This is a genomic window from Streptomyces sp. NPDC001822 (genome assembly GCF_042892135.1).
Classification (GTDB): Bacteria; Actinomycetota; Actinomycetes; order Streptomycetales; family Streptomycetaceae; genus Streptomyces.
In genome coordinates this window covers 53,161-74,309 of sequence record NZ_JBIATW010000006.1, presented here as the reverse complement: position 1 = coordinate 74,309, position 21,149 = coordinate 53,161, and the positions used below count along the sequence as shown (strand labels likewise).

The window sequence follows — 21,149 nt, the reverse complement described above, 5'->3', positions numbered from 1 at the left end:
ACCCCCCGAGGCACAGATGTGTCCGATTACTCTTTGCCGCATGTATGGCTACGACCAGAACCCGGGTGCACAGCAGCAGATGGGCGGCGGCTACGGCGAGCAGCCGTTGTACCCCGAGCCCTCGCCGCCCTCCCTGGCCGACGCGGTACGGGCCTTCACGACCGGATCCCTGTCCGCGGAGGACTTCCAGCAGATCTTCGCCACGGCGAAGGTCTACTGCCCGCGCGGTGACAACCCGGGCTTCCTCGCCCTCCACAACACCCAGCAGCCGGTGATCCCCATGTTCACCACGCTCAAGGAGCTGAGGCGCTACGCGGGCAAGGAGTCCAAGTACTTCGTGATCACCGGCGCCGAGGTGATCGACCTGCTCCCGACCGGTTACGGCTTCGTCCTGGACATGGAGGGTGATCACCGCATGGTCTTCGACGCCAAGGCGGTCGAGCAGATGGTGGACTTCGCCATGCGCCGCATGTACGGCTGACGGACACCCGCACACGCGCGAGACGGCCCGAGGGCCCGCACCCGACCGGGTGCGGGCCCTCGGTGCTGTCCGGGCGGCGGCCGGAACGCGGCGGTCCGGCGGTGGCCGGTGCGCGCCGCTTGCAAGATGTTCAGCGTTCAACTAAATTGGACGCAGAAGACTCCCGGAGGTGGCTCCCATGCCCGCAGTGACCGTCGAAAACCCGCTGACCCTGCCCAAGATCGCAGCTCCGGGCGACGCCGTGGCCCGCCCCGTGCTCACCGTCACGACCGCCCCGAGCGGGTTCGAGGGGGAGGGGTTCCCGGTGCGGCGCGCCTTCGCCGGGATCAACTACCGGCACCTCGACCCGTTCATCATGATGGACCAGATGGGTGAGGTGGAGTACGCGGCCGGCGAGCCCAAGGGGACGCCCTGGCACCCCCACCGCGGCTTCGAGACCGTCACGTACATCATCGACGGGAGCTTCATCCACCAGGACAGCCACGGTGGCGGCGGAGCCATCGAGAACGGCGACACCCAGTGGATGACGGCCGGCTCGGGCCTCCTGCACATCGAGACGCCCCCGGAGGCGCTCGTCATGTCCGGCGGGCTCTTCCACGGCCTCCAGCTCTGGGTGAACCTGCCCAAGGCCGACAAGATGATGGCCCCGCGCTACCAGGACATCCGCGGCGGACAGGTCCAGCTCCTCGCCTCCCCGGACGGCGGCGCGCTGCTGCGTGTCATCGCCGGTGAACTGGACGGCCACGAGGGGCCGGGCATCACGCACACCCCGATCACCATGGTCCACGCGACGGTCCGGCCGGGCGCCGAGGTGACCCTGCCCTGGCGCGAGGACTTCAACGGCCTCGCCTACGTCCTCGCCGGACGCGGCAGCGTCGGCACGGAGCGCCGCCCCGTCCGCACCGGGCAGACCGCGGTCTTCGGCAAGGGGTCCTCGCTGACCGTCCGCGCCGACGAGAGCCAGGACGGAAACACCCCGGACCTGGAGGTCGTGCTGCTCGGCGGACGTCCGATCCGTGAGCCGATGGCGCACTACGGGCCGTTCGTGATGAACACCCAGGACGAGCTCAAGCAGGCCTTCGAGGACTTCCAGGCCGGCCGCCTCGGCAAGGTCCCCGCCGTCCACGGCATGTGAACGGTCCCGCACCGGCGTACGGGTGACGGTCCGTCACCCGTACGCCGGTGCGGGAGGGACACCGGTCCCGGCCCGTGATCGGGTGGGACGGTGCCCACCCGTGAGCCCCTCCTGCCCGAAGCCGCGCGGCGGACGGCCGCCTGGTGCTGTGTCCTGCTCCTGGCCGCCGGGGTCGTGGCGGTGGCGATCTGGCTCTGCGTCGCCCTCAAGACCGCGGTCACGCCGATCCTGCTGGCGCTGCTCGGTACGGCGCTGCTCGGGCCCGTCCACCGATGGCTGAGCGCCCGCGGGGTGAACAGATCGCTGGCCGCAGGTCTCACCTGCGCCGCGCTCGTCGCGGTGGTCGGGGGCGCCGGATACATCGTCGTCACCGCGCTCGTCGACACCGGCGACCAGATCGTGGACTCCCTGAAGGAGGCCGGGCAGTGGGTCGTCGACCACTTCGACATCGGCGGTGCGGCCGACGTGGACGACTTCGAGGACAACGCCAGGAAACTCGTCGAGAAGTTCGGCGCGAGCGCGGCGGGCGGACTGCTCAGCGGGATCGGACTGCTCGGGTCGCTCGTGACGACGGCCGTTCTGGTCCTGCTGCTGACGTTCTTCTTCCTGCGGGACTCCGACCGTGCCGCGAGGCTCGCCCACAGCCTCGCGCCGCGTGGCACCGGCCACCTCGTGGAGGCCATGGGGCGCAGGGCCTTCGAGGCCGTCGAGGGCTTCATGCGCGGCACGACAGTCATCGCCCTGATCGACGCCCTGTGCATCACCGTGGGCCTGCTGATCCTGCGGGTTCCGGGCGCGGTGGGACTGGGCGCGCTCGTCTTCGTCGCCGCCTACATCCCCTACCTGGGCGCCGTACTCTCCGGCGGTGTGGCGGTGCTCGTCGCACTGGCCGACCGGGGGTTCGCGATCGCCCTGTGGGCGCTGGGCGTGGTGCTCGCCGTCCAGGTGCTGGAAGGGCACGTGCTCCAGCCCGTCGTCCAGAGCAGGACCGTCCAGATGCATCCCGCCATGATCATGATCGCCCTGACCGCGGGGGCCGGCGTCGCCGGGCTGCTGGGCCTCCTGCTGGCGGTGCCGCTGTGCGCCGCGCTCTTCAGCGTGATCGGGGTGCTGCGCACGCACTACGGGGGCGGCGCGGAGCCCCTGGGGCACGAGGCCGCCGGGGGCTCATGAGCCCGCCCGGCCGAGTTCCGCCGGATCCTCGGACTCGTACAGCTCGAACCAGATCGACTTCCCCTCGCCGCGCGGGTCGACGCCCCAGGCGTCGGCGAGCATCTCCATCAGCACCAGCCCGCGGCCGCTGGACGCCATCTCGCCGGGCCGCCGCTTGTGCGGCAGCTCGTCGCTCGCGTCGGCCACCTCCACGCGCAGCCGCCGCTCGCCGCGTACGCCGGTCACCTCCGCAAGGAGCAGGGCGTCGCCGTCGGTGTGGACCAGCACGTTCGTGGACATCTCGGAGACCATGAGCTCGGCGGAGTCGACCTGCTCCGCGTCCGCCCAGTCGTGCAGCAGCTGCCGCACCTGCTGCCGGGCCGCGGCGACCCGTTCGGGCTCGGCCTGCGCGATCGTCATCGCCGAGCGCCGTCCGGGCGGCTTGCGGGTCCGCGCGGCCTCCCGCCGCAGTACGAGCACCGCGATGTCGTCCTCGCGCCGGTCCACGAGCGGTCCGGTCGTGTAGTGCGAGCCGGGGCCGTGCACAGCCTGGACCAGGGCGTCGGCGAGCTCCTCCAGATCCTCCGCGGGCTTCTCCAGGACCGGGCGGAGCCTGGCCCAGCCGGTGGCCATGTCGTGCCCGCCGGTCTCGATCAGCCCGTCCGTGCACAGCATGATCGTCTCGCCCGGGCCCAGGACGACCCGGGTCGTCGGGTAGTCGGCGTCCGTCTCGATCCCGAGGGGCAGTCCTCCTGCGGTCTGCCGGATCATCGCCGTGCCGTCGACGCTGATCACCACAGGGTCCGGGTGGCCCGCCCGGGCGATGTCCAGGGTGCCGGTGTCCGGGTCGGCCTCCGCGTACAGGCAGGTGGCGAAACGCGTCGCGTGGGACCCGTCCTCCCCGTCGGCGGGGTCGTACGCCTCGGTCAGACCCGACAGGAAGCGGGACGCCCTGGACAGCACGGCGTCCGGGCGGTGGCCCTCGGCCGCGTAGGCGCGCAGGGCGATCCGCAGCTGGCCCATCAGACCCGCCGCACGCACGTCATGGCCCTGGACGTCGCCGATGACGAGCGCGATACGCCCGTTCGGGAGCGCGATCACGTCGTACCAGTCGCCGCCGACCTGGAGACCGCCTCCCGTGGGGACGTAGCGCGCCGCGATCGTCACACCGTCCACGCCCGGGCCGAGGGAGGGCATCATCGCCTTCTGCAGGCCCAGGGAGAGCTCCCGCTCCGTCTCGGCGGCACCGGCACGCGTCAGGGCCTGTGCGAGCATCCTGGCCACCGTGGTCAGCACCGAGCGCTCGTCCGGCGAGAAGGCCACGTTGTGCCGGAACCCGGCCATCCACGCCCCTGTGGTGTGCCCCGACGAGACCAGCGGCAGGAAGGCCCACGAACGGCGTCCGAAGTCGCGGGCCAGCGGCCAGGTGGCCGGGAACCGCTTCCGGTACTCCTCGGGGGACGACAGGTAGATCGCCTGCCCGGTCCGTACGACCTCGGCCGCCGGGTAGTCCGTCTCCAGCGGCATGTCGATGAACGGCTTCTCGTCGCCGACGTTGTGCCCGTGGTGGCCGACGACCGTCAGGTGGTCGCCGGAGACGCCGAAGACGGCGAGCCCGTCCGGGGAGAAGCCGGGCATGGAGAGCGAACCCGCCACCCGCAGCACCTCCGCCGTGGACCCCGCCTCCGCCAGCGCCCGGCCCGCGTCCAGCAGGAACGCCTCGCGGGAGCGGCGCCAGTCGCCGGTGAGCGGGGTGTGCGAGGCGATGGTCTCCGGAGGCTGCGCGATCTCCTGGAGGGTGCCCATCAGCACGTACGTGTGGCGGCCTGGGGAGTCGGCCGGCACCGGCTTGGACCGGGTGCGCACCGTCCGCACGACCCTGCCGTCCTCGTCGACGACCCGCATGCGGGCCTCGGCGACGGTGTCCTCGGCGATCGCGAAGTTCACCACCCCGTCGATCTCCTCCCAGTCGGCGGGGTGGAAGCGGGGGCGCACCTCCTCGCCGGGGCGCACCACGGGCTCGGCGGGCAGTCCGAGCAACCGGGCGGCCTCGGCGTCGAGCGAGACCGTGCCCGAGGAGCTGTCCCAGCTCCACAGACCCGTCCCGATCGCGGCCAGGATCTCCTCGGTACGCATTGCCCCACTTTAGGAAGATGTTCTCCGTGGACGCCACCGAGGGAATGCCGCCAGGCAGCGCCCCCGGACGTCCGTACGCGCGTCCGGGAGGACGGTGCGGCGTCAATGCCAATGAAGTGGTGCGCCTACGGGCGGTAGCCTGGGGTGTCAATCCACCCCGACCGCGAAGACTGGATGAACGACGATGCATCGGTACAGGTCCCACACCTGCGGCGAGCTCCGCGCCTCTGACGTCGGCACCGACGTCCGGCTGAGCGGCTGGCTGCACAATCGCCGAGACCTGGGCGGCATCCTCTTCATCGATCTGCGTGACCACTACGGCCTCGTGCAGCTCGTCGCCCGCCCCGGCACCGCCGGCAACGACGCCCTGGCGAAGCTGACCAAGGAGACCGTCGTCCGGATCGACGGCAAGGTCTCCGCGCGCGGCGCCGACAACGTCAACCCGGAGCTCGCGACCGGCGAGATCGAGATCGAGGTCACCGAGGTCGAGGTGCTGGGCGAGGCCGCCCCGCTGCCCTTCACGATCAACGCCGAGGACGGGGTCAACGAGGAGCGGCGCCTGGAGTACCGCTTCCTCGACCTGCGCCGCGAGCGCATGCACCGCAACATCATGCTGCGCTCGTCCGTGATCGCCTCGATCCGCTCCAAGATGGTGGCCCTCGGCTTCAACGAGATGGCGACCCCGATCCTCGCCGCGACCTCCCCCGAGGGCGCCCGCGACTTCGTGGTCCCCTCCCGCCTGAACCCGGGCAAGTTCTACGCGCTCCCGCAGGCGCCGCAGCAGTTCAAGCAGCTGCTGATGATCTCCGGCTTCGACCGCTACTTCCAGATCGCGCCCTGCTTCCGCGACGAGGACGCCCGCGCCGACCGTTCGCCCGGCGAGTTCTACCAGCTCGACGTCGAGATGTCGTTCGTCGAGCAGGAGGACGTCTTCCAGCCGATCGAGAGGCTCATGACCGAGCTCTTCGAGGAGTTCGGCAACGGCCGCCCGGTGACCTCGCCGTTCCCGCGCATCCCGTTCCGCGAGTCGATGCTGAAGTACGGCAACGACAAGCCGGACCTGCGGGCCCAGCTGGAGCTCGTCGACATCTCCGACATCTTCGCTGACTCCGAGTTCAAGGCCTTCGCCGGCAAGCACGTCCGCGCCCTTCCGGTGCCGGACACCGCGAGCCAGTCCCGCAAGTTCTTCGACGGCCTCGGCGCCTACGCGGTCGAGCACGGCGCCAAGGGCCTCGCCTGGGTCCGCGTCGGCGAGGACGGCACGCTGGCCGGTCCGATCGCCAAGTTCCTCACCGAGGCGGACGTCAAGACCCTCACCGAGCGTCTGTCCCTCGTCCCCGGCCACGCGGTCTTCTTCGGCGCGGGCGAGTTCGACGAGGTCTCCAAGATCATGTCCGTCGTCCGCGTCGAGGCCGCCAAGCGCGCCGGCCGCTTCGAGGAGGACGTCTTCCGCTTCTGCTGGATCGTCGACTTCCCGATGTACGAGAAGGACGAGGAGACCGGGAAGATCGACTTCTCGCACAACCCCTTCTCCATGCCCCAGGGCGGCATGAAGGACCTGGAGGAGAAGGACCCGCTCGACATCCTGGCCTGGCAGTACGACATCGTCTGCAACGGCATCGAGCTGTCCTCCGGCGCCATCCGTAACCACGAGCCCGAGGTCATGCTGAAGGCCTTCGCGATCGCGGGCTACGAGGCGGAGACCGTCGAGAGGGAGTTCGCCGGCATGCTCCGCGCCTTCCGTCTCGGTGCCCCGCCGCACGGTGGCATCGCCCCGGGTGTCGACCGCATCGTGATGCTGCTGGCCGACGAGCCCAACATCCGCGAGACGATCGCCTTCCCGCTGAACGGCAACGCCCAGGACCTGATGATGGGTGCGCCGAGCGAGCTGGACGAGACGCGGCTCCGCGAGCTGAACATCCAGCTCCGCAAGCCCGTCGCGTCGGCGAAGGGCGAAGCCAGGGCCGCCGATGCCAAGGACTCGGTGGCGAGGGACACCGGCGCCAAGTAGGCGTCGGCGGTTCCGCTTCGGTTCCACGTGAAACAGCCCCCCGGCCACCGGCCGGGGGGCTGTTCCGTCTGCCGGCCGAGGGCTGTTCCGTCTGCCGCGCGTACGCGTACGGCGTACGGGTGAGGGTGAGGGACTTCCCGGGCCCCGGGTACACGGACCGGGTACATCCGCAGGGTCCCGGTTCGGATTCGGCGCCTGCGGGCCCGGCGAGGACTGGCACCCGGAAGCGCTCGTCCGCCCCGCCACCGAGGAGCCCCGCACCGTGTCCGTCGCGCGCCGCCCGTACGTCCTGCTCGTCCTCCTCTTCCTGCTCGTCATCGGCTGTTCGGCCGGTGCGGTGCGGACCACCCCGGAGCCCAAGGGCGCGGCCGGTCCGGAGGCCGCGGCCGTACCCCTCGCCGTGGAGCCCCTGATGCCCCCGTCGGACATCCCGGAGATCGGGCCCGGGACCCGTGACGACATCCCGGACTCGGCCCGGCAGGCCCTCGTCGTGACCGGACTCGGCCCCGACTCCAACCGCTCCACGGCCGTGCTCTACAGCCGCGACGACCCCGCACGCGGCTGGAGACCGATCGCCGGACCCTGGCCCGCGCACAACGGGATGGAGGGCTGGACGGACCACCACCTCGCCAACGACCTCCGTTCGCCGGTCGGGGTCTTCGGCCTCTCCGACGCCGGCGGCCTGTTGCCCGACCCGGGCACCCTGCTGCCGTACGACGAGGACCCCGGATTCGCGGTGAGCGGCGAGGGCTTCCTGGGCGAGCCTCTGGAGGGCTCCTTCGACTACGTCGTCGCCATCGACTACAACCGCATCCCGGGCACGTCCCCGCTGGACCGCGACCGGCCCCTCGGCGAGGACAGGGGCGGCGGCATCTGGGTCCACGTGGACCACGGCGGCCCCACCCAGGCCTGTGTCTCGCTCACCGAGGACCGGATGCGGGAGCTGCTCCTCACCCTCGACCCCGCGAAGTACCCGGTGATCGTGATGGGGGACGCCGCGGCGCTGGCGAGGTGAGAGGACGACCCGCCGGCGCGTACGAAGGAGCCCGGGACCCGGCCCACGGGTCCCGGGCTCCTTCTCGCACGGGAAGAGTGACGCGTACGCGGTCGTGCCGCGGTCCTACGCGGGCTTCTCCTCCAGGCGCGGGAAGAGCACCGCGCCCTTGGTGACCGTCGCGCCGGCGGGCAGCTGCCCCCAGCGGCCCGCGTCCTGCACCGGCTGTGCGGCCAGGGCGCCCAGGGACGTCTCGGCGCCCAGGGACTCCCACAGCTTCTGCGAGGTGTCGGGCATGACGGCGTTCAGCAGGACCGCGACACCGCGCAGCGACTCGGCGGCCGTGTACAGGATGGTCGCGAGGCGGGCCTGGCCCTCCGGCGACGTGTCCTTGGCGACCTTCCAGGGCTCCTGCTCGGTGATGTAGCCGTTGACCTGCTTCACGAAGTCGAACACCGCCAGGATGCCGCCCTGGAAGTCCAGCTCCTCGCCGATCTTCAGGTCGGCCGCGGTGACGGCGCGGGCGAGGCCCTCCTGGACCGCGAGTTCCGCGTCACCGGACGCCGTGGCCTCCGGCAGCGCGCCGCCGAAGTACTTGCCGACCATGGCCGCGACGCGCGAGGCGAGGTTGCCGTAGTCGTTGGCGAGCTCGGAGGTGTAGCGGGCGCTGAAGTCCTCCCAGGAGAACGAGCCGTCGCTGCCGTACGCGATGGCGCGCAGGAAGTACCAGCGGTAGGCGTCCACGCCGAAGTGGGAGGTCAGGTCCTGCGGCTTGATGCCCGTCAGGTTCGACTTGGACATCTTCTCGCCGCCGACCATCAGCCAGCCGTTGGCGACGACCTTGCCCGGCAGCGGCAGGCCCTGCGCCATCAGCATGGCCGGCCAGATCACCGAGTGGAACCGGAGGATGTCCTTGCCGATCAGGTGGACGTTCGCCGGGAAGGTGCCGTCGAACTTCTCCTGGTTGGCGCCGTAGCCGACGGCGGTCGCGTAGTTCAGCAGCGCGTCGATCCACACGTAGATCACGTGCTTCGGGTCCCACGGCACCGGGACGCCCCAGTCGAAGGTGGACCGCGAGATCGACAGGTCCTGGAGGCCCTGCTTGACGAAGTTCACGATCTCGTTGCGGGCCGACTCGGGCTGGATGAAGTCCGGGTTGGCCGCGTAGAACTCCATGAGCTTCGGGCCGTACTCGCTCAGCTTGAAGAAGTAGTTCTCCTCCTTGAGGAGCTCCACCGGCCTCTTGTGGATCGGGCACAGCTTCGTGCCGTCCTCGGCCTCGATGAGGTCCCCGGGGAGCTTGTACTCCTCGCAGCCCACGCAGTACGGGCCTTCGTACCCGCCCTTGTAGATCTGGTCCTTGTCGTACAGGTCCTGCACGAACTCCTGCACACGGTCCGTGTGCCGCTTCTCCGTCGTGCGGATGAAGTCGTCGTTCGCGATGTTCAGGTGCTCCCAGAGGGGCTTCCAGGCCTCTTCGACGAGCTTGTCGCACCAGGCCTGGGGGGTGACGTTGTTCGCTTCGGCCGTGCGCATGATCTTCTGACCGTGCTCGTCCGTGCCGGTGAGGTACCACACCTTCTCGCCGCGCTGGCGGTGCCAGCGGGTGAGCACGTCGCCTGCGACGGTCGTGTAGGCGTGGCCCAGGTGAGGAGCGTCGTTGACGTAGTAGATGGGGGTCGAGACGTAGTACGCCGTCGCCCCCTGCTTCTCGGATCCAGTGGCCGCCATGGTCGAAATCCTAACGGTCCGTGGGAGATCCACTCACATCGATTGCGGCGCCCCGGGCCTCCCGGCCGTGCCGCGGGCCGCTCCCGCCCGCGGTGTCACGGCCACGGCGGTAACCCGGCCCGGGGGCGGGTACCGCCGTGACCGCACGGAGAGCGGCGGATCAGCCCTCCGTGACGGCCCCGCGGGCGGCGGACCAGGCGGGCAGCCCGGCGAGCGCGTCCCGGTAGAAGGCCGCGTCGGGGACCTCGCGCGGGGCGGGGCCCGCGTGGAGGAAGCCGACGTTCGGGAGGTCCAGCCTGCGCAGGAAGTCGAAGCCCTTCGCGTCCTCGTCACCGAACGCGACGAACTGGAAGAACAGCGGCAGCCGTGCAGCCTCGACCAGGGCCTGCTTGGCGGCCTGCCTGGCGTCCGGGGCGCCGTCCGTCTGGAAGATCACCACAGCGGGACCGGTGGCCCCGGACTTCTCGTAGTGCGTGACGATCTCCTCGACGGCCCGGTGGTAGTTCGTCCGGCCCAGGCGTCCGAGACCCGCGTGCAGCTCGTCGATCCGGCCCTCGTGCGCGGTCAGGTCGATCGCGCCGGTGCCGTCGATGTCCGTCGAGAAGAAGACGACGGGCACGGTGGCGTTCGGGTCCAGGTGTGCGGCGAGCGCGAGTGCGCGGTCGCCGAGGTGCTGGGCGCTGCCGTCCTTGTAGAAGGGCCGCATCGATCCGGACCGGTCGAGCACCAGGTACACGGTGGCCCGGAGCCCGGTCAGCCCGTGCGCCTTGAGCGCGGACTGCGCCGCCTTGTACGGGGCGACCAGCTCGGGGGCCGCCGTCTTGACCCGGGCGAGGGTGACGGCGGGCTTGCCGGCCGGGACCGCCTTCGCGACGGGCGCTGCGGGCGCGACGGGCGTTGCGGGCGTTGCGGGCGGGGCGTCGGCGACCGGTGCGGGTGCCACGACCGGCTCGGGCTCGGCGAGGGGCGCGGCTTCGGCCACCGGCTCGGGCGCGGCGACGGGCGCGGCCACGACCGGCTCGGGCGCCGCCGGGATCACGGGCGCGGCCTCGACGACCGGCTCGGGCGCCGCCGGGATCACGGGCGCGGCCTCGACGACCGGCGCGGGTGCCGCCTCGGGCTCGGCCTCGGCGGCGGGTGCGGCTTCCGTCTCGGCCTCGGGTGCGGCGGCCTCCGCGACGGGGCCCTCCGCGACGGGGCCCTCCGGCTTCGCGGCGGACGGCTCGTCAGCGGGCACGGTCTCCGCCTGCGCGGCGGGCTCCTCGGCATCGGCCCCAGGAGCCTCTGCCGTCACGGCCGTCACGGCCGGGATCTCAAGGGGCGTGGCCTCGGCCTTCGCCTCCGGCTCCGGGTCCATGTCGATCAGGATCGGGGCCACGACTCCGGGCTCCGGGTCGGCCTCGATCACCGGTGCCACCGCCTCCGGCTCCTGCGGCACCGTGTCCGCGCCCCGCCCGGTGTCGTGGGACTCCGTGACCGGGTCCGCCTCGGGGGCGGACCCCTGGGCCGGGACCCGGGGTGCCGGGGCCGGGGACACGGACGCCTTGTCGAATGCCGCTGCCACCAGGTCCGATGCCCGGCCGTCGTCGTGCTCGGCCGGGGGCGGGGACGCGGGAGCCGGCACCGAGGCCTTCGCGGGCTCGGCCGAGGGGGCGGTCTCCCCCTCCGGCTCCGTGGGCTGGGTGCGCTCGGCCTGGGGAGGGACGGTGGCCGTGGTCGGCTCGTCCTGCTCCGTCCGGCCGAACACCTTGCGCAGCAAGCTCCGAATGCCCATGGGCGAGGCCTTTCGCATGAGTTGGGTGCGATAAATGTCCGTACTGCGGGAATTTGATCCCTGGCCAGGGCGGATACGTAAGGTTAGCGGCCGGATCCGGCCGTTCGGTGGCGCGGCCCGCCCCCGTGTCAACAGCGCGCCGCCCGAACCGCGGACGGGCCCCGAAAGGGCCCCGGAGGACACACGGAAGCTCCCCGGGAACCTCACGGCCGCACCACGAGTCGGGCGGCGCCCGGCCCGGGAACGGAACCGGATCTCGACGGACGGCGACCGGCTCGGGGCGCACCGGATTAGAGTCGGGAGCATGGTTTCCGGTGAGGCGCCGCAGGCGGAGGGAAGTGTCCGGGTCGATGCCTGGATCTGGGCGGTACGGCTGACGAAGACGCGGTCGCAGGCGGCCGCCGCCTGCCGCGCGGGGCACGTGCGGGTCGACGGCGAGCGCGCGAAGCCCGCCACGACGGTGCGCGCGGGCGACGAGGTGCGGCTGCGGCACGCGGGCCGGGACCGGGTCGTCGTCGTGTCCAGGATCGTCAGGAAGCGCGTGGGCCCTCCGGTCGCCGCGGAGTGCTTCGTCGACAACAGCCCGCCCCCGCCGCCGCGCGAGGCCGCGCTGCAGGTGCCGGTGCGCGACCGCGGCACCGGCCGGCCGACCAAGCGGGACCGCCGCGAGATGGAACGCCTCCAGGGGCGCGGCCCCGGGCCGGAGCAGGACACCCGTCCCGGCAGGAGCTGACGCGGCGCCGGGGCCCGGGTCCCGGCACGCGGTCGCCGCGGCAGCCGTCAGCCCCGGTGGCCCGCCACCTCAGCCCTGGTAGCCCTCCACCTCGTCGGCGGGGCGCACCCGCGCCTGCGACGGGTCCTCGCCGAACTCGCTGAGCGCCCGCCGCTGCCGCAGCAGGTCCCAGCACTGGTCCAGCTGGACCTCCACCTCGCGCAGCCGTGCCCGCTCCTCCGGCGAGAGGCCCAGATCGGCGGTCGAACGCGTGCGCAGGGCCCGCTCCTCGCTGATCAGCCCGTCGATGTTCTCGAAGATGTCCTGGTCGGCCATGAGCCTCTCCCGGTCCGTTTCCTGTCGGATGACGTGGTCGTCGGTCGGACGCGGTCCGACGGTGCCGGTCGGCCCCGTCAGACCGCGAACACGGTCTTCCCGCGCGCTCCGCCCGCGCGATTCTGGACGAGCGCCTGCGGTGCCTTCTCCAGGGGGAGCTCCATGTCGACGGGGACCTCCAGCTCCCCGCCCGCCACCAGGGCCGCCAGTTCGTCGAGGAGCCCGGAGGTGACGGCGAGCCGGAAGTCGGCCCAGGCGACGCCGGCCGGCGCGGCGACACCGCGGGTGGTGACGGCGACTCCGCCCTCGCGCAGCAGGGCGGCGTGGCGGCCGAAGGAGGCCGGGTCGGTGGACACGAGGTCGACGAGCGCGTCGACTCCCCCGGGATACAGCTCGCGCACCGCCGTTTCGAGCGCCTCGGTGCCGTCGGCCGTGTCGACGGTGGCGGTCGCGCCCAGGGCGGCCATCCGCCGCCGCTCGTCCCCCCTCACCGCGGCGACGACCCCTATGCCGCGCGCGGCCGCCAGCTGGGTCAGGAAGCTCCCGACGCCGCCGGCCGCCCCGATGACCAGGAGGCTCAGGCCGCTCCGTACAGCAGTGCTCGACAGGATCTGCGCGGCGGTCGCCCCGGCGGACGGCACGGCCGCCGCGCTCCTGAGCGGCATGTCGCGCGGGACCAGTGCGACCGGGGAGTCCTGGTGGACGCAGAGGTACTCCCCGTACGCCCCGCAGAGACCGACCGGCGGTGCCGTCACACGCCCGAAGACCGGGTCGCCGACCCGGAAGCGGTTCCAGCCGCCGCCGACCATGTCCACCCGGCCCGCGAAGTCCGTCCCCAGGACGAGCGGGAAGACGTGCGGGACGGTCCCGTCGAGGGCCCCGTCCGCGGTCTGCCAGTCGAGCGGGTTGAGTGCCGCGTACTCGACCTTCACCCGCACCTCGCCCGCCTCGGGGTCGGGCTTCGGCACCTCGACGAGACACGGCTCCGCACGGAACGCGCTGACAGCGATGGCTCGCATACGGCAGACCTCTCAGTCGCCCCCCTGCACTCACGATTCCCACTCTCGCCCGGCCCACGGGCCCGCGCACGTCGGGGCCGGGGCGCCGCATCAGCCGCCGTGCGGGGCCCGCCGCCCGCCGCGGCCCGCCCCCGGCTCAGCGCCTCACCACCCGGGCGCATCCGCGGCTCGCACCGCGCTCTGCCGCCGGCGGCCCGCCACGATCCGTCCGGCCAGTCCGCCGGCCACCATGACCGCTCCCGCCGCGAGCACGGCCCACACCGTCGTCCGCAGCGAGGCGGTCAGCGCGTCGTAGACCGCGGCGGCGGCGTCCGTCTCGGTGCCCGGGACCTGATCGAGGACCCGGGCCCGGCCCACGGCGACGGCGACGCGCAGCAGGACGGCGCCGAGCAGGAGCCCGCCCCCGGCCACGGCCGCGGTCGTGAGGGCGGCCCGTGCGCCGTACCGGACGAGCGTGAGGCCCAGCACCAGGACGAGCAGCACCACCGTCCCGACGGCGGGCCAGACGCTGCAGTGCCGCAGCCACTGGAACGAGGACCGCAGCTCGTCGGCGCGGTCGGCGGACAGCACGGTGATCGAGGTCTCCCTGACCGGGATGCCGTCGGCGAAGGGCACCCCGTCGGTGACGAGCTGCTGCTTGACCTCGCCGATGACCGGAGCGAGGTCGATGGTCACCGCCTGCCCGTCGTCGCCGTGCAGCGCGGCGGTCACGGCCCGGTGCGCCGTCCGGTTCGCGCTGTCCCAGGCCCGCCGGAACGCCGGGGTCGTGGTGAACGACAGGGCGGCCTCGTGCAGGAAGTCCTCGACGGCGTCCTGCAGCGCTCCCGCGTCGATGTTCTTCATCGCCTCGTCCGTGACGAGTGCGGCCACGGTGGTCCGCACGTCCGGGTCGGTGGCGAGCGGGGAGACGGCGGCGAGATAGCGGTCGGTGTCGTCGAGTTCCAGGTCGACCCAGGCCGAGAGGGCAGCCACCGGGACCAGCAGGGTGAGCAGGACGAGGAGCACCGCCGACAGTGCCGCTGAGAGGTAGGTCCGCACAGTGACCAGCCAATCCCGTCCGGTGACGGTACGCCCCGGGCCGTGGGCCGTTCGAGTTGCCGCCCGGCGGCTCCGGGTGTGCGCTGGAGGAACACAGGGACGGGGGCGAGGTAAGGAGCTGTGCGCCATGGCCACACACGCGACGACGCCGACCCGCCGCCGACAGCACGCCCGCACCCCGGTGCGCGAGGGCCACACCCCGCTCGCCTGGGCGGTGCCGGTGTCGCTGGGCGTGATCCTCGGCTTCTGGGCCTTCTTCATCAAGCGGGACGGGGGGACGACGACCGACGGCCAGATCGTGCTCGGCGTCGTCTCCGGGGTGGCCTACGCCGTGCTCTGCTACGCGTTCGTCATGATCCGGCGGGCACTTCCGCGCGAGCTGAGGGCCGCCGGCTACGCGGTGCTGGCCGGGGGTGCGATCGGTTATCTCTTCAGCCTCAACGGCAACAGCGTCTTCTCGTCGAGCGGGCTGGGACTGGTGATCGGCGCGGGCACCTTCCTCACGATGTTCTACATCCACTACACGCACGAGGAGTGACCCCTCGCGGGAGCGGGAAACGGCACGGCCGCCGGACCATGTCCGGCGGCCGTGCCCGTGCGCTGTCCGCGGGCCGGGCGGCTGCGCCGCGGCGGGCCGCCCGGAGGTCAGCCGTGGACGACCGTGACCGGGCAGGCGGCGTGCTGGGTGACGTGGAGGCTGACCGAGCCGAGCAGCGTCGCCTTGAAGCCGCTGTAGCCGCGGGCACCGACCACGAGCAGGTTCGCGCCCTCGGAGCGGTCCAGCAGCGACTGGGCCGGGTTGCCGATCACGACGATCCGCTCGATCGCCGCCGCGCCGTCGGCGCCGAGGGCCTCCTCCAGCGCCTCGTCGAGCGCGGCGGTCGCCACCGCCTGCGGGTCGAAGTCCTCCGGCAGGCCCGGCATCATGGATGCCCAGCTGGTCGCGGGGTACTCCCAGCTGTTCACCGCCTCGACGGTGTCGCCGGTCAGTCCGCCCTGGCGCACCGCCCAGCGCAGTGCCTTGAGCGACGCGTCCGATCCGTCCACCCCCACGACGATCCTGCCCATGTCTGCCTCCCACTGCTCGAACATTTCCGGCATTCGCCAACGAATCTAGTCGAAACACCCACCGGGAGCCGTGGTGGCTCCCGGTGCCGGTGTCAGCCGGTCCGCAGCGCCGCGAGCTGCTGCTCGAACGGCACGACGGCGTCCTCCCCGTCGTCGAGCGTCGGCTCCCGCGAGGCGCCGGAGACGGTGTGCCCCATGACGGCGGAGGCCAGTTCGCCGCCCGCGCGCCGGATCCGGGACGGCAGGCCGTCGGTGTACTCGTCGCCCTGCGCTCCCCAGTCCTCCGACGCCGCGTAGACGGACGTCGGCAGGACGACGGCGCGCAGATAGGCGAAGAGCGGGCGCATCGCGTGCTCCAGGACCAGGGAGTGCCGGGGCGTTCCGCCGGTCGCCGCGATCACCACGGGCTTGCCGGTCAGCGCGGTGTTCTCGACCAGGTCGAAGAAGGACTTGAACAGTCCGCTGTACGAGGCGGTGAACACCGGCGACACGACGATCAGTCCGTCCGCCCCGGTCACCGCGTCCAGCGCCGCCTTCAGGCCCGCCGGCGGGAAGCCGGTGACCAGGTGGTTGGCGATGTCGACGGCGAGATCGCGCAGCTCGACGACCCGGACCTCGACCCGCCGGTCCTGGCCGGCCGCGAGCTGCTCGCGGGCGGCCTCGGCGAGCCGGTCGGCCAGCAGCCGGGTGGACGAGGGGCTGCTGAGCCCCGCCGCGACGGCGACGATCTTCAGGGGGGCGGTGGCGAGCACGTTCCTCAGAGCTCCTTCGGGTCGGCGGTGGCGGCGGCGCGGGCGGCGGCGACCGCCGGGTGGATGGGGGCGTCCGGCACACCGGCCGGGCGCAGGCGGGCGAACTCCTTGCGCAGCACGGGCACGACCTCCTCGCCCAGGATGTCGAGCTGCTCCAGGACCGTCTTCAGCGGCAGTCCCGCGTGGTCCATGAGGAACAGCTGGCGCTGGTAGTCGCCGACGTCCTCACGGAAGGACAGGGTCCGCTCGATGACCTCCTGCGGGGAGCCGACGGTCAGCGGTGTCTGCTGGGTGAAGTCCTCCAGCGACGGCCCGTGGCCGTAGACCGGCGCGTTGTCGAAGTACGGGCGGAACTCCCGCACCGCGTCCTGCGAGTTCTTCCGCATGAACACCTGGCCGCCGAGGCCCACGATGGCCTGCTCGGCGGTGCCGTGCCCGTAGTGGGCGTACCGGCGCCGGTAGAGGTCGACCATCTTCCTGGTGTGCTCCATGGGCCAGAAGATGTTGTTGTGGAAGAAGCCGTCGCCGTAGTAGGCGGCCTGTTCGGCGATCTCGGGGGAGCGGATGGAGCCGTGCCAGACGAACGGCGGGATGCCGTCCAGGGGGCGCGGGGTGGCGGTGAAGGACTGGAGCGGGGTGCGGAACTTGCCCTCCCAGTCGACGACGTCCTCGCGCCACAGCTTGTGGAGCAGGGCGTAGTTCTCGACGGCGAGCGGGATGCCCTGGCGGATGTCCTTGCCGAACCAGGGGTAGACCGGTCCGGTGTTGCCGCGGCCCATCATCAGGTCGACGCGGCCGTCGGCCAGGTGCTGGAGCGTGGCGTAGTCCTCCGCGATCTTCACCGGGTCGTTGGTGGTGATCAGGGTGGTCGACGTGGAGAGGATCAGCTTCTCGGTGCGGGCGGCGATGTAGCCGAGCGTGGTGGTCGGCGAGGACGGGACGAAGGGCGGGTTGTGGTGCTCGCCCGTCGCGAAGACGTCCAGGCCCACCTCCTCGGCCTTGAGCGCGATCGCCAGGGTCGCCTTGATCCGCTCGTTCTCGCTCGGTGTCGTACCGGTCGTGGGGTCGGTGGTGACGTCCCCGACGGTGAAGATCCCGAACTGCATGGCGCCCGCCTCCAAGGGGTTGTGATGCTTTTGGTTGAACGTTGAACTATGTGAACACACCCTACAACGGGACACCCCCCTTCTCTATTCCGCCCCCTCCCGGGCCGGGCGGCCACGCGGGAGCGGAAACGCGGAACGGCCGCGGGAGCCCTCACCGCGCGTGCGGCGAGAACCCCCACGGCCGTGGGGAGCGGGACCCTTCGGTCCTACTTGGTGAAGATGAAGTACTTCCACGGGGTGTAGGTCGTGGAGTTCACGGTGTCACCGGAGGAGCCGTTGATGTACGAGGAGCGCACGCGCATCCGGTAACCGGTCTCGTGCGTGCCCGTCAGCGTCACGGCCGACTTCCCGCTGGTCCCGAGCTTGAAGTACTGCGAACCCGCGTCGTACCACCTGCCCTGGTAGTACAGCTCCAGGTTCAGGCGGTGCGAACGGTTCGTGTAGTACGACATGTTCGTGGTGAAGACCGGGTTGGTCTTCTTGTGGAAGTAGGCGTACGGGGTGGAGCCGATCTTGGTCGTCCGGTACTGCTTGCCGACCGCCAGGGACACCTTGACCTTGGCGTACGCGGTCGACGCCACGGACTTCGGGGCGTAGCGGGAGTCACCCGCGAACACGGCGGTCACCGTGGTGTCCCGGGTCATGTCCACGGTCGCCGACAGGTTGCCGCTGGAGTTGACCTTGCCGGTCTTGATCAGCTTCTTCGGCTTGTCCGCGCCGAACGGGTCCGCCCAGATCTGCACGGTCCGGTTCTTGTACGTCGTGCCGAGGTGCGCCGTGAACGAGACGTCCGTGCCGTACGCGTACAGGGCGCCGTTGCGGTTCAGGGTCAGCGAGGCCGTCGCCCGGGAGACGGCGACGGAGGCGGACGCGGAGGCCGCCGTGTGCGTGGCGTCACCGGCGTAGGACACCTTGTACGTGACCTTGCCGCCCGCGGGCGGGGTGTCCGTGAACGCGAACGCGCCGTTCGCCCCCAGCGTCTTCGTCCCGAGGGACTTCCCGCCGGGCGACTCCAGGTCGGTCCGCGTGACCGTGAGCGGCGTCCCGGCCGGCAGCGGCAGGGTGGCCTTGAGCGTGCCCCTGACCGTCAGCGACTTCGCACGGGACGCCGAGGCCGGTGCGGTCGCGGTCATCACCGGGGCCGACTTGGTGGGATCGGTCAGGACGCGGAGGGCGTGGTCGCCCCTGCTGTTGCTGGTCACCGCGAACAGGCGGCTCCCGCCCGGCTCCCAGGCGAGGCCGGCGGTGGCGACCTCGTCGCCGCCGCTGATGGAGCCGTCCGTGTCGGGCAGGTCGTACTGCCGGACCGCGGTCGTGGTCCCCGGGTTGAAGACATAGAGGTCCGGGTCGTACGGCGACGAGGTGCCGGCGGCGACCGTGCCGTCGGGGGCGACGGCCACCGCGTCGGGGTGGTACGCGGACGGGTAGGACCCCGCGTCGGTGAGGTCCGAGGTCCTCCACAGCCGGTGCCGGTCGCCCGGATTGGCGGTGACGAGCCCGCTGCCGTCCGGCGTGAGCGCCAGGTCGGAGGTGATCCCCAGCCACGGCGTGCCGACGCCGTTGGCGTACTGGGCGGTGCGGTTCGCCGTGCCGCTGGACACGTCGTACACACCCAGCGAGGAGCCGTTGTAGTCCGGGGAGCCGGCGGCCAGCACGTCCGGGGCGCCCGGGGTGGAGGCGAGCCTGGGAGCGAGGCGGTAACCGTTGTCGGAGTCCTGGCCGAGGGCCACGACGGGCTCGGCGCCGGACAGGTCGAGCGAGCCGATGTCGCCGCGGCCGTCGCTGCCGTATCCGAACCAGATCCTGCCGCCCGCGAGGGCGAGGTGTTCCGGGCCGGTGTCCTCGCCGGTGGCGTAGCGGGCGGTCCGGGTGACCGTCCGCGTCTCGACGGACACGATGGAGTCGTCGCCGGGAACGGCCGCGAACAGCTGCTCCGAGTCGGCGGACAGGGCGAGTCCGTCCACGCCCGTGAGACCGGTCAGGGTGGCCAGCACCGTGCCGGAGTAGTCGGTGGCGACGAGCGTCCCGCCGTAGGGGTCGCTGATGAAGATCTTCCGGTGGACCCCGTCCACCACGATGTCGCCGGTGGACCTCACCGGAAGGACCTTCGCGGAGTCGGCCGCGGCCGACCCCGTCGCGCCGGCCACGAGTGCGGCCGAGCTGAAGAGGACCGCGAGAGCTGTCGCGGCCGTGAGCGTGCGTCTGGGCACGAGTGGTATCCCCCCACTGTGAACCGGCCCGATATCCGGGGCGCGGTGATCGCAGAATAGGACACGGGTGCGACATCTGAACGCACCGCACCGGCTCCCGCGCCGGCCCGGGCCCGGCGCACCGGAAAAGCGGCCGCACCGCCGGACCGGGCGGGAACCCGCCGGTCCGCGCTACAGTCGGGCCATGACCTCCGTACCGTGCCGCACCTGGTGGCGCTCCTCCTAGGAGCGGCCGCCTCAGCCAGCACGGAACCAGGGCCGTTCGACACACGGACGGCCCTTTCCGCTGCCCCACCGCTCTGCGACGGGCCGTCCTCCACGCGTACACCACCAGCGAGGAGAACCCCCGTGACCATCACCACCGACCTGCCCGCGGGCCCCGCCGCGCGCCGCGGCGCGGAACTGGAGCAGCGGCTCGCCCGGGACCCCGGCGCGTTCCGCGTCCTCACCGGGGACCGGCCCACCGGGGCCCTGCACCTCGGGCACTACTTCGGCACCCTCCAGAACCGGGTTCGGCTCCAGGACCTCGGCGTGGACGTCTTCGTCCTCGTCGCCGACTACCAGGTCCTCACCGACCGGGACGTCGCCGAGCGGCTCACCGAGCACGTCGAGGGCCTGGTCCTGGACCACCTCGCCATCGGGATCGACCCCGCCCGCAGCACGGTCTTCAACCACAGCGCCGTCCCGGCCCTCAACCAGCTGACGCTGCCCTTCCTCTCCCTCGTCTCCGTCGCGGAGCTCGGCCGCAACCCCACCGTGAAGGACGAGATCGCGCACTCCAGGCAGGCCGCCGTCAGCGGGCTCATGTACACCTACCCGGTGCACCAGGCCGCCGACATCCTCTTCTGCAAGGGCAACCTCGTGCCCGTCGGACAGGACCAGCTGCCGCACCTGGAGCTCACCCGCACGATCGCCCGGCGCTTCAACGAGCGGTACGGCCGCGTCTTCCCCGAACCCGACGCGCTGCTCTCGGCCGCACCGCTGCTGCTCGGCACGGACGCCACCAAGATGAGCAAGAGCCGAGGCAACTCCCTCACCCTGCGCGCGAGTGCCGACGAGACCGCCCGGCTGATCAAGGGCGCCACGACCGACGCCGAACGCCGCATCACCTACGAGCCGGAGAGACGGCCCGGGGTGTCGAGCCTGGTCCTGCTGGCCGCGCTCTGCCTCGGCCGCGACCCGCACGACGTCGCCGAGGAGACCGGGAACGGCGGTTCCGCGGCCCTCAAGCGGACGGTGACGGAGGCCGTCAACTCACGCATGGCCCCGATCCGGGCCCGACGGGCCGAGTACGCCCAGGACATGGGGTACGTACGCGAGGTGCTGCGCGCGGGCAACGAGAAGGCGAACGCCGTGGCGGACGCGACCCTGCGAGAAGTGCGCGAGGCCATGGGCACACCGGGCTGAACGCCCGGGGCCCACGGAGCGGCCCGCCGGTCCCCCGCACCGCCCGACGGCGGACGGGGGCCACAGCGCCCGCCGTCGGGCCGCCGG

18 protein-coding genes are annotated in these 21,149 nt (G+C 72.1%); 8 read left to right on the top strand and 10 right to left on the bottom strand.

Annotated features, from left to right (window positions below; translation table 11 throughout):
* The first annotated feature begins 40 nt into the window (after positions 1-40).
* From ACFYY2_RS15885 to ACFYY2_RS15875, 3 genes are all read left to right on the top strand, one after another.
* Positions 41-481 carry an SseB family protein gene (locus tag ACFYY2_RS15885; protein WP_388742609.1) on the top strand — a complete coding sequence of 147 codons (441 nt, stop codon included), beginning with the start codon at positions 41-43 and terminating at the stop codon, positions 479-481.
* A gap of 178 nt (positions 482-659) precedes the next feature.
* Positions 660-1,616 carry a pirin family protein gene (locus ACFYY2_RS15880; protein WP_388742606.1) on the top strand — a complete coding sequence of 319 codons (957 nt, stop codon included), beginning with the start codon at positions 660-662 and terminating at the stop codon, positions 1,614-1,616.
* 90 nt (positions 1,617-1,706) lie between these two features.
* A complete protein-coding gene (locus ACFYY2_RS15875) occupies positions 1,707-2,789 on the top strand; it encodes an AI-2E family transporter (protein WP_388742603.1) in 1,083 nt (360 codons plus the stop codon).
* On the opposite strand, the gene ACFYY2_RS15870 is transcribed toward ACFYY2_RS15875, so the two are convergent.
* On the bottom strand, positions 2,784-4,904 hold the full coding sequence (locus ACFYY2_RS15870; protein WP_388742601.1) for a SpoIIE family protein phosphatase: 2,121 nt from the start codon (positions 4,902-4,904) through the stop codon (positions 2,784-2,786). The genes ACFYY2_RS15875 and ACFYY2_RS15870 overlap by 6 nt on opposite strands.
* A gap of 184 nt (positions 4,905-5,088) precedes the next feature.
* Between ACFYY2_RS15870 and aspS the strand changes: the two genes are divergently transcribed.
* Both aspS and ACFYY2_RS15860 read left to right on the top strand, forming a co-directional pair.
* A complete protein-coding gene (gene aspS / locus ACFYY2_RS15865; protein ID WP_388742598.1) occupies positions 5,089-6,915 on the top strand; it encodes an aspartate--tRNA ligase in 1,827 nt (608 codons plus the stop codon).
* Between the two features lie 262 nt (positions 6,916-7,177).
* A complete protein-coding gene (locus ACFYY2_RS15860) occupies positions 7,178-7,930 on the top strand; it encodes a hypothetical protein (protein ID WP_388742596.1) in 753 nt (250 codons plus the stop codon).
* Positions 7,931-8,035: 105 nt separating this feature from the next.
* Here the strand turns inward: ACFYY2_RS15860 and metG are convergent, their stop codons facing one another.
* Together metG and ACFYY2_RS15850 are read right to left on the bottom strand one after the other, a co-directional pair.
* Positions 8,036-9,640, bottom strand: a complete 1,605-nt coding sequence (gene metG, locus ACFYY2_RS15855; RefSeq protein WP_388742593.1) for a methionine--tRNA ligase — start codon at positions 9,638-9,640, stop codon at positions 8,036-8,038.
* A gap of 160 nt (positions 9,641-9,800) precedes the next feature.
* Complete coding sequence (locus tag ACFYY2_RS15850) at positions 9,801-11,414, bottom strand: VWA domain-containing protein (RefSeq protein WP_388742590.1); 1,614 nt, start codon at positions 11,412-11,414, stop codon at positions 9,801-9,803.
* Between the two features lie 304 nt (positions 11,415-11,718).
* Here ACFYY2_RS15850 and ACFYY2_RS15845 point away from each other — a divergent pair, with 304 nt between their 5' ends.
* Positions 11,719-12,147 carry an RNA-binding S4 domain-containing protein gene (locus tag ACFYY2_RS15845; protein ID WP_388742587.1) on the top strand — a complete coding sequence of 143 codons (429 nt, stop codon included), beginning with the start codon at positions 11,719-11,721 and terminating at the stop codon, positions 12,145-12,147.
* 69 nt (positions 12,148-12,216) lie between these two features.
* On the opposite strand, the gene ACFYY2_RS15840 is transcribed toward ACFYY2_RS15845, so the two are convergent.
* From ACFYY2_RS15840 to ACFYY2_RS15830, 3 genes are all read right to left on the bottom strand, one after another.
* Positions 12,217-12,462, bottom strand: a complete 246-nt coding sequence (locus tag ACFYY2_RS15840) for a DUF2630 family protein (protein WP_388742584.1) — start codon at positions 12,460-12,462, stop codon at positions 12,217-12,219.
* Positions 12,463-12,539: 77 nt separating this feature from the next.
* Complete coding sequence (locus ACFYY2_RS15835; RefSeq protein ID WP_388742582.1) at positions 12,540-13,481, bottom strand: NADP-dependent oxidoreductase; 942 nt, start codon at positions 13,479-13,481, stop codon at positions 12,540-12,542.
* A gap of 144 nt (positions 13,482-13,625) precedes the next feature.
* On the bottom strand, positions 13,626-14,519 hold the full coding sequence (locus ACFYY2_RS15830) for a hypothetical protein (RefSeq protein WP_388742579.1): 894 nt from the start codon (positions 14,517-14,519) through the stop codon (positions 13,626-13,628).
* Between the two features lie 127 nt (positions 14,520-14,646).
* On the opposite strand from ACFYY2_RS15830, the gene ACFYY2_RS15825 reads away from it, so the two are divergent.
* Entirely contained in the window at positions 14,647-15,057 is a 411-nt protein-coding gene (locus tag ACFYY2_RS15825) for a hypothetical protein (RefSeq protein ID WP_388742577.1), read from the top strand.
* 107 nt (positions 15,058-15,164) lie between these two features.
* Here ACFYY2_RS15825 and ACFYY2_RS15820 read toward each other — a convergent pair whose 3' ends face one another.
* The 4 genes from ACFYY2_RS15820 to ACFYY2_RS15805 all read right to left on the bottom strand — a co-directional run bounded on the left by ACFYY2_RS15820 (position 15,165) and on the right by ACFYY2_RS15805 (position 19,655).
* Positions 15,165-15,587: a universal stress protein gene (locus ACFYY2_RS15820; protein ID WP_388743403.1), complete on the bottom strand. Its 423-nt coding sequence runs from the start codon at positions 15,585-15,587 to the stop codon at positions 15,165-15,167.
* Between the two features lie 92 nt (positions 15,588-15,679).
* On the bottom strand, positions 15,680-16,339 hold the full coding sequence (locus ACFYY2_RS15815; protein WP_388742574.1) for an FMN reductase: 660 nt from the start codon (positions 16,337-16,339) through the stop codon (positions 15,680-15,682).
* A 5-nt stretch (positions 16,340-16,344) separates the two neighbouring features.
* Positions 16,345-17,445, bottom strand: a complete 1,101-nt coding sequence (locus ACFYY2_RS15810; RefSeq protein WP_388742571.1) for an LLM class flavin-dependent oxidoreductase — start codon at positions 17,443-17,445, stop codon at positions 16,345-16,347.
* A gap of 206 nt (positions 17,446-17,651) precedes the next feature.
* The gene (locus ACFYY2_RS15805) at positions 17,652-19,655 is read right to left on the bottom strand and encodes an Ig-like domain repeat protein (protein WP_388742569.1); all 2,004 of its coding nucleotides are present in this window, start codon (positions 19,653-19,655) and stop codon (positions 17,652-17,654) included.
* Positions 19,656-20,003: 348 nt separating this feature from the next.
* Here ACFYY2_RS15805 and trpS point away from each other — a divergent pair, with 348 nt between their 5' ends.
* Complete coding sequence (gene trpS, locus ACFYY2_RS15800) at positions 20,004-21,062, top strand: tryptophan--tRNA ligase (protein WP_388742567.1); 1,059 nt, start codon at positions 20,004-20,006, stop codon at positions 21,060-21,062.
* The last annotated feature ends 87 nt before the right edge of the window (positions 21,063-21,149 follow it).